Genomic DNA, 13,927 nt, shown 5'->3' on the forward strand with positions numbered 1-13,927 from the left:
ACTGGCAGGCGGCGCGAGCCCCTTCGCGCTCTGAAACGGAGGGCGCTCAGCCCGGCGTGGCGCTGCGAATTCAGTCGGCCGGCCGGTCTTCGCTGATCCCGCGGCGCCAATAGCTGACGATCAGATGATGATCGCGCTCGGGCCGCAGCCGCTTGCGTGCGGCCACGCGGAGGGCCTTGAAATCGGAATGTTCGAGCGCGGCCCAGAGATAGACGGTCGCATCGTCCGAAGGCCACGTGACGGTGTCGAAGGCGTCCTGGAGCAGTGTCGTGGTGCCGGCCTCGGCGCCCTGGCGATGCAACCAGCGGATCTGGATCCCGGCGGGGCAGACCAGTGCCTGTTCCTCCTCGGCATCGGCGATCTCGATGACGGCGAAGCCTCGTGCGGTCGAAGGCAGGTGGACAAGCATGCGGCCGATCGCGGGCAGCGCGGTTTCGTCGCCCATGAACAGATACCAGTCGGCCTCGCGCAAGCCACGTCCGCCGGGGCCTGCCATGCCAATGCGATCGCCTGGCCGGGCACGGGCCGCGAAAGCTGCGCCGGGGCCGGCATCCTCATGCAGCACGAAATCGAGCGCGACCGTTCCTGCGACTGGATTGATCTCGCGGATCGTGTATTTGCGCACCGCCGGCGCCTTGTCCGTCTCCGGCATGCGCAAGATTCCATCCTCGCCGAATGTCGGCCATTCCGGCGCGGCCAGATCAGGCGGTGGCAGGAACAACCTGACATGCAGCGCCTCCAGGCTATCGAACCTGGCAAGGTCCTCGCCCCGGAAGCTGATCCGGCGCATATGTGGCGAGATGTCCCGAATGCCTGTTACGGTCAGGATGCGAAAACTCGATGGGATCGCCACGTCGCTGCCGGCTCCCGTCCAGGCGATCAGGGGGACGGCCTCGCCGCGCGGCGCAAACTCGAGGACATGGCTCGCGATCGCTTGTTTGGCGCCTTGGAGGCTCGCAATGTCGGGCGCTTCGGCGCGCACGATCAGATGTCCATCGCTGGACTGCAGCCAGCCACGGTAGCTGCCGAGTGCAATGATCGTCGCGCCCTCCTCCTGTGTGACCTCGGCACCATGCTCGGCTAGATGTTCGCAGAGCGGAGCGATGATGGCGTCCGGATCGATCATGGCGATCCGGGCGTGAGCAACGAGAGCGGTCATGGCAGGGCAACCTCGCGAGCGGCGGGGGAGGCGGGGTTTGCGGGGAAATTCATGGCTTTGCCGGCGGGCTTGCCAAGTCTTCCGGCTTTCCGCCATGCGACTCGAGCCAGACGTTCCCTGTAGCGGGATCGCCGAGAAACGCCGGGAGATCTCGTCCAGCGTCGCCTGCGGGTCGATATCGGCGAACAGCTGCGGATGGAACCACTTCGCCATCGCCTCGATCGCCGCGATATGGGTGGGGGTGTCGTTGAACAGATGCCAGAGACTATAGGCCCGGCCCTTCCTCACGGCCGTCAGGGCCTTGAGGCCGGGGCGGGCGAGCTGGGCTGCCAGGCTGCGCGACGCGACCTCGGCGGGCACGCCCAGGCCCAGCACCAGTCCCCCGCTCCTTGCGAGATGGGTGCCACCTGTCGCGATATAGATCGCCGGGTCCAGAGCGAGAACCTGCTCGAGGCTGACCTGGCCTGTCGCTCCCGGCAGGAGCGCCGCCGCGATGTTTCGTCCGCCTGCGGCTGCGATGTAGTCGTCGAATGTACCCTTTCCCGGCGAGAAACAGCATTCGGCGCTTCCGGCATGCGCATGCATGAAGACGGATGGTCGCTCGACCGGGCCGAGCCGCCTGGCGATGCGCTGTCTCCGGTCTTGGTAGAAGGAGACGAACTCTTCGGCCGCCGCCTCCCTGCCGATCGCCTTGCCGAGAATGCGCAGGCTGGGCACCGTGTCGCGGAACGGCTGCAGGAAGAAATCCACCACGATCACGGGGATGCCCGCCGCCTCGAATTTCGCGACGAGATCGCCGGGGCCGCGGCGCGTTCCGGCGATCGACAGGCTCAGAACGACCAGATCCGGGTCAAGTTCGACTGCCTTCTCGAAAGAAAACCCGTCTGCGGTGCTGTCTCCGACGGTCGGCAGCGTCTCGATCGCAGGAAACCGCGCGCGGTACAGCGTGTAGGCCTCGCCCATCTGGCGCTGGAAGTCATTGCCCCAGCCAACGAGCAGGCTGATCGGATCGGGATGAATGAGCCCCAGCGCATTGAGCTGGCGACCCTGCCCCAGCACGATGCGCTTGGCCGGGCCCGGCAAGGTCACCGTGCGACCGAGCACATCGGTCACCGTTACGGGGGAGGCCAGGGCCGGGCCGGCTGCCGTCAACGCAAACAGCGTCAGAATGAGGCCCAGAACCCACGCAAATGGTCGCAGCCCGCGCGACGAGATCCGTACCTGGCTCATGCCGCCGTCTCCCGGCCGGCGGTGCCGGCGATCGCGAACGAAACCGCCCTGGCGAGCATCGCGGGGATGACCGAGATGTGGTTCTCGCCGTCGAAGATCACATGCTCCACCGCGACACGGTGCGACGAGGCCAGGCGCAGCGCCATTTCGTGGGCGTTGTCGAGCATGCGCGCCATATGCAGGCGTTGCGCCCGTTCCGGAGAGGTGCGCGCGTCGCGTGTCTGCTCGCTGCCTCCGGCTGTGATCAGCAGCCGCGGCAGGGCTGCATCGCGGCGGCGCGCAACAAAGCTGGCCTCGCTGATCTCGATCGCGCGATCGTTCCACCAGATCGAAGGGCTGCCGGCGACGTAGGACCTGAACTGCTCAGGCCGCGTGAACAGCGCATGCAGTGCGAACAAGCCACCAAAGGAATGCCCCACCAGAGCCTGGCGGTTGGGATCGATGGCGGCGAGCGCTGCGACGGCTGGCTTCACGCCCTCCTCGATGAAGTCGAGGAACCGGTCTGCGCCTCCCTCGTCCGGCAGGAGATCACCTTGCCGGCGCGCACCATCGAACGGGGCGTCGATGGGATAGCCGATGCCCACGATGATCGCCGGGTCGACGCCCGTCACATCCTGCCGTCGACCCTGGAGCTGTGCCGTCTCGACGGCCGTGGCGAAGAGAGCATTGCCGTCGACCAGATAGATCACCGGAAACCCCGCCGCCGGCGCCGGACCTGGCGGGACTGCGATCAGCAGCCGATAGATCTCGCCATGGTCCGCGACGATGTCCTGCTGGCGCGCTTGCGCCAGGGTCGCGGGCACCGCTGACGGGAGCTCGGGGCCGGCCGTGTTGCGAAATGGCGCGGCCTCCATGCCGTTGTGGCTCACCATCTGTAGGACAGGGTTGCAAGCACCGTTCGGCGAAGGCCGAATGAGCACTGGGTCAGCGCGTAGCAACCCGCGACATAGTCCTTGTCGAGCAGGTTCTGGGCATTGACCTGTACCTTCCAGCCCTTCAGCGCCTGGGAGCGGACACCAAAATCATAGCTGATGGCCGCATCGAACAGGGTATAGTCCGGCGTCTTGAAGGTGTTGCCGGGATCGCCTGCGCCCTCGCCGACATAACGCACGCCACCGCCCAGGGCGAAACCTGCGAACAGGCCCGTTTTGAAGGTGTAGTGGCCCCAGAGTGAAGCCATGTTGCGGGGAACGACGGTCGGCCGCTTGCCAAGGTCGACGCCAGTGCTCTTCGTCACCTCGGCGTCGGTGTAGGCATAGGCTGCGATCAGCTCGAGGCTTTCGAACAGTTTCGCTCGACCCTCGATCTCAAAACCACGCGCCCGCACCTCGCCCGTCTGGATCTGGAAGCCGACATTGAGAGGGTCGGCCGTCGGCACATTGCTCTGGGTGAGTTGGTACACGGCTGCCTGGATGAAGGCGTCATAGCCCGGCGGCGCGTATTTGAGGCCGACCTCATACTGCTCACCCTCGGTCGGTTTGAAGGGCGAACCGCCAAAACTCGTACCCGCAACCGGCTCGAACGAGGTCGAATAGCTCGCATAGGGCGCCAAGCCATTGTCGAAATTGTACATCAGCGCGGCGCGGCCCGTCGTGGCCTCGTCGTCCTGCTTTGTCAGTGCGCCATTGGTAAGGGCGCGCGTGCGGCTTCTGGCATTGTCGAAGCGCCCGCCGACCAGGAGCGAGAGCCGGTCGAGCTTGATCTGGTCCTGAAGATAGACGCCGAACTGCGTCTGTTCCTGTGTGGTGCCGGGCAGGGCCGGTACGGCAAAGGGCGTGCGGCCGTAGACCGGGTTGACCCAGTCCAGGGTCTGGACGGTGCCGCCTGCGCCGGTGAAGGCGGTGCCGTCCATCCAGTAACCATCGACGCCGAGCAGGACCTTGTGCGTCAGCGGTCCGGTACGGAAATCAGCCTGGAGCTGGTTGTCGACGCCGAAGGTCCTGGCCTTCTCGTTCGACGCCGTCACGCGGCGAACCAGGGTGCGCTCGTCGGCGGCCAGACTTCCCACCGCGACGGTCCTGAAGCGCGATTCGAGGTCCGTGTATCGCAGATTCTGGCGGAAGCTGAAGACATCGTTGAAGCGATGCTCGAGCGCGTAACCGGCCGCAATCTGGTTTCGGCTATAGCCCTCATAGCTGGGCTCGCCGGGGAAGAATTTGCTCGGGATGCGGCCGTAGCGGTTGGGCAATGCGCTGCCGACCGCCGGAATGAAGCCGTAGAAGCCGGTTTCCGGATCGCGCTGGAAGGAGGTCAGGATGGTCAGGCTCGTTGCAGCGCTGGGCTGGAAGGTCAGCGATGGTGCGATGTAGACCCGCTCCTCCTTGGTGAAATCGACTTGCGTATCGGCGGCCCTGCCGAGCCCGACGATACGGTAGAGGACCGTCTTGTCCGGGTTCACCGGCCCGCCAATGTCGAATGCGAGCTGGCGGCGCTGATGCGAGCCGATCTGAGCCTGGACCTCGCCAAAGGCTTGATCCGTCGGGCGCTTGCTGACCAGATTCACCAGGCCGCCGGGCTTGACCTGTCCGAAGATCACGGAAGCCGGACCGCGCAGCACCTCGATCCGCTCCAGGCCGTAGGTTTCCATGGCCGGGACGAGGAAATTGACGCCGCGCTGGACACGCAGGCCGTCCTGGAAATTGACGAAACCGGCATTCGAGCCGCTGCCGCCGAAGCCGCGGATGAAGGTGCTGTCGTAGCGACCCGAGGACAGGCGCGTCTCAGCCAGGACGCCGGCGGAATAGCGAAGCGCCTGGCCGACGCTCTGTGCGGCCTGATCGTCGATCTGGGCGCGCGGGATCACAGTGATCGATTGCGGCGTCTCGATCAGGGGAGTGTCGGTCTTGGTGCCGCTGGCGCTGCGCCGCGCGATATAGCCGTCGACCGGCCCATTGGCCTTCTCGGTCGCTCCCTGGACTTCGATCGTGTCCAGCGACACGGTGGGAGCAGCACCTTGAGCGAGGGCCGGGCCAGAAAACGCAAGCGGCAGCGTACCGAGAGCGACACCGGCGAGCGCCACTCCCCTGGCACGACGCCAGAAGCAAACAGGTGTTCCTGCCGCTCGGATCGGCCAGGATCCATCCTTGTTCAGGTTGCGCGTGTTCATGATCGAGATGCCCCGCCGTATTGCGGCCTTCTTCTCGACCAGCACAACAAACGGGGCAATCGGAACGACTTTGGCTGACCGCAGTATTTCTTTCGATAGAGTTTTGAAGCTTTCCAATCGGTCTACTGAACTTCGGCGAAACCTCGTCAACGCAATGCGCTGGGCAGAACGCCGAAGCGCTTCCGAAAAATGCCCGAGAAATGCGCAGGGTTGTAACCGACGTGATAGGCCGCCTCGGCGACGCTCTTCTCGCCGCTGCGGATCAGATCGTAGGCCTGCTGAAGGCGATACGCCTGGAGATAGTCGAAGACGCTCGCTCCGTAGAGTTGCCGAAAGCCCGCAGTCAACTTGGTGACATTGAGGCCCGTGCTCCTGGCGAGCTCCCCCAATGTCGGGGGATTGCGCGCGGCCTGAAGCAGCAGGGCATGTGCCGCGCGAATCTGCTCGACCGTTCGCGGCGGCAGGCGAGCAGCCCGCAGCGGCCGCTCGTTGACGATCTGGTCCACAACCGTGGCGGCGAGTTCGAGAGCCTTCCCCGCCATGTAGAGACTGCGCATCGCGCCTTCGATCCGGCATTCCGCCATCTGCTGCGCAATCCCGCGGAGATCGGCGCCGGCAGTGCGCGCCCATAGTCCCGGGCCGATCCCGCTGCCCTGCATCTGTCCCATCAGGCCTGAGAAGCTGGCGCCGAGTTCGTCCTGCGCGAAGTCGGCATCAAGCTGCACGATCGCGCAGCGCACGCCCTCGCCCGAGAGGCAGGTCCGTTTCTGGACATGATCGCCGTCATTGGCGGCGACCAGCAGCATCGGACTGTTGATGGCCAGAGGTGGCCTGTCGTCGAGCTCGTAGGACTGATGTCCCTGCAGCATGACGACGACCTTGAGCCCCCGCTTCATCGGCCCGACGACCTGTTCGCCCCGCCCGTGCCGAAACGTTCCGGCGGACACCCTCAGTCGCTTCGAGAACAGCTGCATCGAAGCCGAGGACCGATCCTGATCGAGCCTATCGTCCATTCCAGCCCCATGGCGTCCGTACCCTGGGATCCGTCATAGACGAGAAACATAAATCTCTGCAATATCAATAGTTTATAAGAATTCTAATGATCCTGCAACCACGCGCGGGCTGCCGTTTGGGCGGCCGTGGCAGCGTAGATGTCGAGGCGTCGAGGCGCGCCGCTGACGTCCGGCCAAGGTCCGCATGCCACGACGCGTCCGGGCGGCCGATCCGATCTGCCGGTTGGTGTCGTGCGCCCGATGACGCTCGGCGCGGGCCCGTTCAATCCGGCTGGGTTACCTCGAGTGAGCCGTTTGGTTGCGCTGCCAAGGTGCAGATCATGCGCGCGACCTCCCATGATTTCTCGAAGGCGGTAACAGGCAGGAACTCGAAGCGCGAGTGGAAGTTATACGCGCCCGTGAAGAAGTTCGGGGTCGGCAGCCCCTTGGCCGAGAGCGCTGCGCCGTCCGTTCCGCCGCGCATCGGGATCAGCTTCGGCTCGATCCGCAGCGCCTCCAGTGCCGCGAAGAGCAGGTCAACCGAGCGGCGGTCACCACCCAGGCTGTCCTGGATGTTGCGATAGGTATCGGTCACCTGGTAGTCGATGCGACCTTTGGGATATTGCGCGGCGATCAGGTCGGCAACCTCACTGATGCGCCGTTTGCGCTGTTCGAACCCCTCTCTGTCGAAGTCGCGGATCAGAACACGCAGGCGCGCCTCGCTGGCATTGGCGACGATGTCGCTGAACCAGAAATAACCTTCGCGGCCCTCGGTGTTTTCGGGAGTTTCCGCGCGGTCGAACTGGCCGATGAAGTCGAGCGCCATCAGCAGCGGGTTCACGAGGATGTCCTTCGCCGCCATCGGGTGGGCGGTGACGCCAGTGAAGACGATCTCGCCTGAAGCGGCGTTGAAGTTCTCGATCACCACCTCGCCAAGTTCGCAGCAATCGATCGTATAGGCGAAATCGCAGTCGAAGCGGGAGAGATCGAGCGCCTTCGCACCGCGCAGGCCAATCTCCTCGTCAGGGACGAAGGCGACCAGGATGTCGCCATGCTGGCTCTCGGGGCCGAGCTCCTCGAGCAGCGTCATGATTACGGCAATCGCGGCCTTGTTGTCGGCTCCGAGCACACTCGTTCCGTCACCGACGATGATGTCCTGGCCGAGCCAGGGGCGGATCTCGGGATGCTCCGCCACGCGCAGCCAGATGTCCTTTTCAGGATTCAGGCAAAGATCCTCCCCCTCGAAGCGCAGGATGCGCGGGCGGATCGTCGGCGAGAGGCCGGTGTCGATCGTGTCGAGATGCGCGATGAAGCCGATCCTCGGCGCGCCGGGCCTCGTGCCCGGCTTCATGGCGGTGACGGTGGCGTGGTCGTCAAGGACGACTCTTTCAAGTCCAAGTGCGCGCAACTCCTCTGCAAGCAATGCGGCGAGCCGCTGCTGGCCCGGTGTGGTCGGCAGCGTCGCCGCTGTGGCGTCGCTCTGACTCTCGACCGCCAGATAGCGGAAGAACCGCTCGACCAGTTGCTCGCGAATGCTCATTCCTGCTCCATTCGGCTCTTCGAGGCTCTTATGCCGTGTCAGGCGGCATGTCGGCGTTCCATGACCCGAAAGCAACCGGCGTGATTGCGGCTGGCCCATTGCTGCTCCCGTTGCGACGAATCTAGCGCAATGGCAGCTGCCGGACAGTGGTGGCCCGGCTGGTCTCCCCTTCGCGTGCCGCAATCCGGGTGGTGTGGCGGGACGTCGCGATTATGCAACCGCACCAAGACGAGCGGGCTCCGCCCCGCCAGCCTCGGTCCCTGCAACTGCCGCCGGCTTCAAGGCCTACCAGGAGGCACAGGCAATGGTTGGTCTGGCATGGCCCGGTCTAGCCGCCCTCGGTTCAGGCACCGTACCCGGACCCCAAGAGGGGCTCTTCGATCTGGGCCTTCAGAATGGGGAGGCATCGCGACGGAAAGCGCCGCGAGCGGCGCCGTGGGTTTGACGGTTTGCTGCGTTGCTGTATACAGGTAGATAGCTAAAACTTCCAGAGGGAAGAGGGGGATTGATATGGCGTTTCACGTGCTCCGCATGGCCTTGTCCGCGGCCGCTCTGCTTGCCGCTGCGCCGGGCGCACAGGCCGGCCCGGTCCTCGACAAGATCAAGCAGGACGGAAAGATCGTCTGCCTGGTCAATCCGAACTCACCCGGCTTCTCCGTCCCCGACAGCCAAGGCGCATTCCGCGGCTTCAATGTCGATTTCTGCCGCATGGCGGCGGCTGCCATCTTCGGCGATGGGACCAAGGCCGAGCTGCGCGGCATCGGGTTCTCCGACAGCCTGAAGGCGATCATCAGCGGCAGCGCGCATATTGCCTCGCGCGGCATTACCGCGACTGGCACCCGCGACGCCGATCCCGGCGTGTCCTTCGTGACGACCACCTTCTATGACGGCCAAGGCTTCATGGTGCCGAAGAGCCTTGGCATGACGAAGCTCGCTGATCTGTCCGGCGCAACCGTCTGTGCCGAAGAGGGCTCGACGACGCTGCTTTATCTCGCCGACTGGTTCGGCACGGCGAAGCTGCCCTACAAGGTTGAGAACATCGCTGACAAGACCGCACGCCTGCAGGCATTCTTCTCCGGAAAATGCGATGCGGTGGCGAGCTCGGTGTCGGCCCTGGCCGCCGATCGCCTGCTGGCACCGAAGCCGGACGATTACGTCATCGTTCCCCAACGTTCAGCCACCGAGCCGCTCGCCCTTGTGTCGCGCCCGGATACGGAGCTGGAGAAGACGCTGTTCTGGGGTGTCCAGATCATGGTCGCCGCCGAGGAATTCGGTGTCACCTCGCAGAATATCGACGCCAAGCTCGCCTCGCTCAAGGATCTGCCAGTCGACGAGCAACGGCTGATCTCCCCGACCGGGCCAACTGCCGACATGGCGAAGAAGCTTGGCCTGCGTTCCGACTGGAGCGCGCAGATCATCAAGCAGGTCGGCAATTACGGCGAGGTTTTCGAAAAGCATATCGGCAAGGGCTCGCCTCTCGCCATGGACCGTTCAGCGTCTCCGAACCGCTTGGCCAGGGATGGCGGGCTGATCTTCGCGTTCCCCGTCCGCTAGGCCGTCGTTCAGCCGCAGTGCAACTGCGTGTTCTTCTTCCGGCTCGCCGATCGCTTGGCGAGCCGGAATGCGTTCCGGCCCCGCCGTCGCCTGCTCTTCCAAGATTGCCGATGCCATTGTTCTGGACAGTTCCGCCCGATCTGCCTCTAGTCGGCACCGATCAGAACACGGGATCGGGCAAGGTTTGCGGGGGGCGGGCATGGAGGAAGGGCCGGTATGGGTCACGGTCCGGGGGCATGCCGGAGCCGTGGGCATGTTGCCGCTGCCGGGGCTCCTCATCCTCCGGCGTGGCGAACGGACCATCGACGCGGATCAGCAGGAGCAGGTTCTCGACATTCTGAAGTCGAGGGGAACGACGCTCCTGGTCAGTCTCCTGGACCAGACGGAGTGCGATGCCGATGACAGCGAACATCTGCGACGCGCTGCGGAGCGGCGCGGGATTCGCCTCGTTCGCGCGCCTATCCCGGACTTCTCCGCGCCGGACGAGACATTGGACTGGCCGCGGTTGGCCCAGGCGATCCTTGGCGAGCTAAGCTTCGGCCGCGGGGTCGCCTTCTGTTGTCTCGCCGGATATGGCCGCAGCGGCATGATGGCCGCGCGCGTGCTGATCGAGACCGGACTGCCGCCGCGGGATGCGATCGCCGCGGTGCGCGCGGTTCGGCCGGGCGCAATCGAAAGCGAGGCCCAGGTCTCCTACTTGCTATCGTCCTCGCCATAGCGTGCGAGCAGCAATTCGAGATGCGCCGCATGCAGGCGAAACAGCTCCGATGCCGGCAGGCTTTCGGCCTTCTCGGCGGTCGCCGCGATTTCCTGCACGAGCAGGGCGCTCACGAGCCCCGGATCGGATTTCAGCCAGTTGACCCAGCTTCGCGCGATGCGGAAGAAAATCATGTCGTCCATCTGACGCAGCGCCTCGTCGCCGATCAAGGCGTTGCGCGCCTCGTGATGGGCGCGCCAGACACCCCAGACCTCCTTGACGGGGGATATGTCACGCAGTCCCTCGGCCAGTGAGCGCAACCGCGCATAGTCGGACCTGAGCGAAGTCGGGAGTTGCAGCGGCACGAGATCGGCGATCAGACCCGTCAGGCCGATGCGGAAACGCAGCATGTCGACAGCGTGATGATCGACATAGGACACGATCGTGCCGACGCCGTTTCGCGTCTCCGCGAGCTGTTCGTAGACAAGGCGCTGCAGGACCTGCCGGATCGGCGTGCGGCTGACGTGGAACTCCGCGGCGAGTGCCGCTTCGTGGATGACATGCCCTTCGTCATATTCACGCAGGCAGATGCGGTCGCGCACGATCTCGAAGATCACATCGTTGCGCGAGCGGACCATCTGGCGAAGCTGCTGCGCCTCGGGGCTGGTGAGTTCGATCGTCATAGCTCTCCCTGTCGCAAGGCCGGTCTCAGCCGAGCTTGCCGGCGCCGTGCCCGAGTCGCCGCGCTCGTTCGGAGATCATCCAGCAGCAGAGGAAATAGAACAGCCCGATCGCAATGTTCGCCTCCAAAGCATAGGCCTGCCAGAGTGGATCGGCATATGCCATGCGGGCTGTCGAAAGCAAATCATGCATGCCGACGATGGCGACGAGCGAGGTGTCCTTGAAGCTGCCGATAATCGTGTTCGTCATGCCGGGGATGGCCGTGCGCAAGGCCTGAGGCAGCACGATCAGGCGGATGCGTTGCGCGGTGGTGAGGCCGAGGCTGGCACCCGCCTCGATCTGTCCCTTGGGCAGCGCCTGCAGCCCGCTGCGAATGTCCTCCGCGAAATAGGCCGCATAGAAGAGGGTCAGCACGATCAGGATGGCGGCGACGGGCTCTATGGTCGCGCCGCGCGTCAGCAGCAGCGGCAATACGAAAATGCCGGCGAACAAGACCGCGACCATCGGAATGGCGCGCACCGTCTCGATATAGGCGACGGCGGCAAGGTTCAGCGCGCGATGCTGCGACCAGCGAGCCAGCGCCAGCAGGATACCGAGCGGAAATGCTGCGGCCATCGTGAAGGCAGACAGGAACAGGATGAGGGGCAGGCCGTTCCAGCGGTGGGATTCGACGAAGGGCAGGCCAGCGAAGCCTCCGCGCAGAAGCAGGTAGGAGACCACTGCAGTGCCCACGACCATGCCTGCCCGGATCGCAAGCCTCATCGGAACCAGTGCAAAGACGAGGATCGTCACGATGATCAGGCCGCTGGCGAGATGTGCGCGCCAGCGCTCGGCGGCCGGGTAGGTTCCGGTCAGGACGAGATTGGCCTTCTCGCTGAGAAATGCCCAGCAGGCTCCCGTGGCATTCAGACATTCGGCACGGCTTCCGGAAAACGGGACCGCGTCGAGCACCACCCAGGTCAGTGCGCTCCAGGCGAACAGGACCAGAAGAGCGAGCGTGACGACGGTCAGCACCGTGTTCCACCAGCTCGAAAACAGATTCTGGCGGAGCCAGCCCAGGATGGGCGCGAGCCCCTTCCGGGGAGGGGCATTCGCGCGGGCGATCGTGTCGACTGTCAGCGTCATTCTCAGCGCGCCTTCAGCCGGAAGGCATGGTCGCACCAGTTCACCAAGGCCGAGATCAGCAGGTTCGCGATCAGGAAGAAGGCGGCCACGAGCGCCATCAGTTCGATCGGGCGAAATGTCTGATTCACCGACGTGCTCACGACGCTGAGCAAATCGGAGTATCCGATCGCCAGCGCGATCGAGGTGTTCTTCAGGAGGTTGGAGTACTGATTGCCGAGCGGCGGCGTGATGACGCGCAGTGCCTGGGGCAGCACGATGAGCCGCATCGTCTTCAGCCAGTCGAGGCCGAGCGCTTGTGCTGCCTCGCGCTGCCCGTGCGACGTGGCGATGATGCCGCCGCGCACGATCGCGCCGATCTGCCCACCGTGATAGACCGACAGGGCCGCCACAAGCGCGGTGAACTGCAAGGACAGGCTCACGCCCCCGGCGACATTGAACCCCGCCAGCTTCGGCACAGACCAGATGACGTGGAGTGTCCCTGTCAGATCGAGCGCCGCGTAGAGGCCCGCCGCGGCAGCGACCACAGGCAGGAAGACCGGGCGGCGTTCACCCGTGCGGTCCTGGTGCAGCCGGGCGGCGCGCAGCCACAAGATGGCGCCTGCGAGCCAGAGGCAGGCTGCGATCGCAAGCGCCTGGCCGCCCTGCTCGATGATGGGCCAGGGCAGCACGAGACCGCGATTGCTCAGCATCGCGCCGAAGGGGCTGGTCCAGGCCGAGCGGATATGGGGCAGGCTGCGCACCATCGCGACATAAAGCGCGATCACGATCAGCAGCTTCGGCAGATTGCGGAGCAACTCGACATAGGTGCGCGCCAACGTGCGCACGAGCCAGTTGGAGCTGGTCATGGCGATGCCGACGAACAGCCCGATGCCGCTTGCCAGGACGAGGATGAGGGCCGCCGCGGCGAGGGTATTCAAGATGCCGACGAGCAGCACACGGGCGTAGGTGTCGCGGGGCGAATAGCCGATCAGGCTTTCGCTGACATCGAAGCCCGCTTCCTGCCAGAGGAACGAGAAGTCGATTCCCATTCCCGCAGCCGCGAGGTTCGCAGAGACGTTGCGAGCCGCGAGGAGACCGAGAAGGGCGATCCCGAGCAATGTCGCCGCCGGCCAAAGCAGGGCCATGAGCCGCTCACGCCTCGTCCGTGGCGGAGGCGGCATGGAACTCACTGCATTGGGCGGAGGGGCTGACATGGACTCCATAGTGATATAGCTGTACACAGCTATATCACTGAGTCAATTGATGGGCGTTGCGGGCCTTGCGCTCGGCCCGGAGGGGTCCGCTTGGACAAGTCAGCTTCGAAGCCAGCATCGATCATCGCGCTGCCCGGGATCGCCGGAAAGCTGGTGCTGGCCCCTTGTCCGGGATTGTGGCGAGGGCGCCCCTTGCCAGGCGCCGATCCCGTGCCGGCTCTCGCTCAGGATCTTGATCATCTCGCCAGGCTTGGAGCCGGCGGCCTCCTCAGCCTCGTCGAGGCGCATGAGCTGCCTTGCGAGACGAAGCGCTTCTCCGTGGCTGTCCGGGAGGCCGGACTGACGTGGGCCCATGCGGCCATTCCCGATTACAGCGCGCCGAGTGCAGCCTTCGTCGAGGACTGGCAGAGGCTTGCGCTGTTGCGTCGCCTCGCGGCGGGGGAGAACTGGGCCATCCATTGCAAAGCGGGGCTTGGGCGCACCGGGACGGTCGCGGCACTGCTGCTCATCGAAAGCGGCCTCGAAGCCGAGGCTGCGATCGCGAAAATCCGGCATGAACATGCAGCCGGCGCGATCGAGACGCCAGCGCAGGTCGAGTACCTGATCGCTCATGCGCGGTCTCGCATGTGAAGCGGGCTGTCGCGGCGCGG

The 13,927-nt window shown here is 65.0% G+C and carries 11 protein-coding genes; 3 read left to right on the forward strand and 8 right to left on the reverse strand.

Features of this window, described 5'->3' with window-relative positions; translation table 11 throughout:
- Positions 1-70 precede the first annotated feature (70 nt).
- From BIWAKO_RS34795 to pepT, 5 genes are all read right to left on the reverse strand, one after another.
- Complete coding sequence (locus BIWAKO_RS34795) at positions 71-2,389, reverse strand: DUF2218 domain-containing protein (RefSeq protein WP_084651295.1); 2,319 nt, start codon at positions 2,387-2,389, stop codon at positions 71-73.
- Positions 2,386-3,261 (reverse strand): alpha/beta hydrolase, encoded by an 876-nt coding sequence (locus BIWAKO_RS12795; RefSeq protein WP_084651297.1) that lies wholly within the window; start codon positions 3,259-3,261, stop codon positions 2,386-2,388. Before BIWAKO_RS12795 ends, BIWAKO_RS34795 begins: the two co-directional genes overlap by 4 nt.
- Positions 3,255-5,495, reverse strand: coding sequence for a TonB-dependent siderophore receptor (locus tag BIWAKO_RS12800; protein WP_084652231.1), 2,241 nt, complete (start codon positions 5,493-5,495; stop codon positions 3,255-3,257). The genes BIWAKO_RS12795 and BIWAKO_RS12800 overlap by 7 nt, the downstream gene beginning before the upstream one ends.
- A 146-nt stretch (positions 5,496-5,641) precedes the next feature.
- Entirely contained in the window at positions 5,642-6,508 is an 867-nt protein-coding gene (locus BIWAKO_RS12805) for an AraC family transcriptional regulator (protein ID WP_069879000.1), read from the reverse strand.
- Between the two features lie 262 nt (positions 6,509-6,770).
- Positions 6,771-8,027 carry a peptidase T gene (gene pepT, locus BIWAKO_RS12810; protein WP_069879001.1) on the reverse strand — a complete coding sequence of 419 codons (1,257 nt, stop codon included), beginning with the start codon at positions 8,025-8,027 and terminating at the stop codon, positions 6,771-6,773.
- 510 nt (positions 8,028-8,537) lie between these two features.
- Between pepT and BIWAKO_RS12815 the strand changes: the two genes are divergently transcribed.
- Together BIWAKO_RS12815 and BIWAKO_RS12820 are read left to right on the forward strand one after the other, a co-directional pair.
- Positions 8,538-9,581, forward strand: coding sequence for a transporter substrate-binding domain-containing protein (locus BIWAKO_RS12815; protein WP_069879002.1), 1,044 nt, complete (start codon positions 8,538-8,540; stop codon positions 9,579-9,581).
- Between the two features lie 253 nt (positions 9,582-9,834).
- Positions 9,835-10,299: a protein-tyrosine phosphatase family protein gene (locus BIWAKO_RS12820; protein WP_141740056.1), complete on the forward strand. Its 465-nt coding sequence runs from the start codon at positions 9,835-9,837 to the stop codon at positions 10,297-10,299.
- Here BIWAKO_RS12820 and BIWAKO_RS12825 read toward each other — a convergent pair.
- The 3 genes from BIWAKO_RS12825 to BIWAKO_RS12835 are packed head-to-tail and all read right to left on the reverse strand — an operon-like array spanning position 10,275 to position 13,208.
- Positions 10,275-10,961 carry a GntR family transcriptional regulator gene (locus tag BIWAKO_RS12825; protein ID WP_069879004.1) on the reverse strand — a complete coding sequence of 229 codons (687 nt, stop codon included), beginning with the start codon at positions 10,959-10,961 and terminating at the stop codon, positions 10,275-10,277. The genes BIWAKO_RS12820 and BIWAKO_RS12825 overlap by 25 nt on opposite strands.
- Before the next feature lie 25 nt (positions 10,962-10,986).
- A complete protein-coding gene (locus BIWAKO_RS12830; RefSeq protein ID WP_069879005.1) occupies positions 10,987-12,084 on the reverse strand; it encodes an amino acid ABC transporter permease in 1,098 nt (365 codons plus the stop codon).
- A 2-nt stretch (positions 12,085-12,086) separates the two neighbouring features.
- Positions 12,087-13,208: an amino acid ABC transporter permease gene (locus BIWAKO_RS12835; protein ID WP_176733308.1), complete on the reverse strand. Its 1,122-nt coding sequence runs from the start codon at positions 13,206-13,208 to the stop codon at positions 12,087-12,089.
- Positions 13,209-13,367: 159 nt separating this feature from the next.
- On the opposite strand from BIWAKO_RS12835, the gene BIWAKO_RS12840 reads away from it, so the two are divergent.
- Positions 13,368-13,907, forward strand: a complete 540-nt coding sequence (locus tag BIWAKO_RS12840; protein ID WP_069879006.1) for a phosphatase domain-containing putative toxin — start codon at positions 13,368-13,370, stop codon at positions 13,905-13,907.
- Positions 13,908-13,927: the final 20 nt, after the last annotated feature.

The organism is Bosea sp. BIWAKO-01, from assembly GCF_001748145.1.
Taxonomy (GTDB): domain Bacteria; phylum Pseudomonadota; class Alphaproteobacteria; order Rhizobiales; family Beijerinckiaceae; genus Allobosea.

What these genes read in the sequence shown, in the direction of transcription:
- BIWAKO_RS12825 (WP_069879004.1), bottom strand. Translation starts at nt 10,961, where the DNA reads ATGACGATCGAACTCACCAGCCCCGAGGCGCAGCAGCTTCGCCAGATG.
- BIWAKO_RS12795 (WP_084651297.1), bottom strand. Translation starts at nt 3,261, where the DNA reads ATGGTGAGCCACAACGGCATGGAGGCCGCGCCATTTCGCAACACGGCC.
- BIWAKO_RS12815 (WP_069879002.1), top strand. Translation starts at nt 8,538, where the DNA reads ATGGCGTTTCACGTGCTCCGCATGGCCTTGTCCGCGGCCGCTCTGCTT.
- BIWAKO_RS12835 (WP_176733308.1), bottom strand. Translation starts at nt 13,208, where the DNA reads ATGGCCCTGCTTTGGCCGGCGGCGACATTGCTCGGGATCGCCCTTCTC.
- BIWAKO_RS34795 (WP_084651295.1), bottom strand. Translation starts at nt 2,389, where the DNA reads ATGAGCCAGGTACGGATCTCGTCGCGCGGGCTGCGACCATTTGCGTGG.
- BIWAKO_RS12830 (WP_069879005.1), bottom strand. Translation starts at nt 12,084, where the DNA reads ATGACGCTGACAGTCGACACGATCGCCCGCGCGAATGCCCCTCCCCGG.
- pepT (WP_069879001.1), bottom strand. Translation starts at nt 8,027, where the DNA reads ATGAGCATTCGCGAGCAACTGGTCGAGCGGTTCTTCCGCTATCTGGCG.
- BIWAKO_RS12800 (WP_084652231.1), bottom strand. Translation starts at nt 5,495, where the DNA reads ATGAACACGCGCAACCTGAACAAGGATGGATCCTGGCCGATCCGAGCG.
- BIWAKO_RS12805 (WP_069879000.1), bottom strand. Translation starts at nt 6,508, where the DNA reads ATGGACGATAGGCTCGATCAGGATCGGTCCTCGGCTTCGATGCAGCTG.
- BIWAKO_RS12820 (WP_141740056.1), top strand. Translation starts at nt 9,835, where the DNA reads ATGTTGCCGCTGCCGGGGCTCCTCATCCTCCGGCGTGGCGAACGGACC.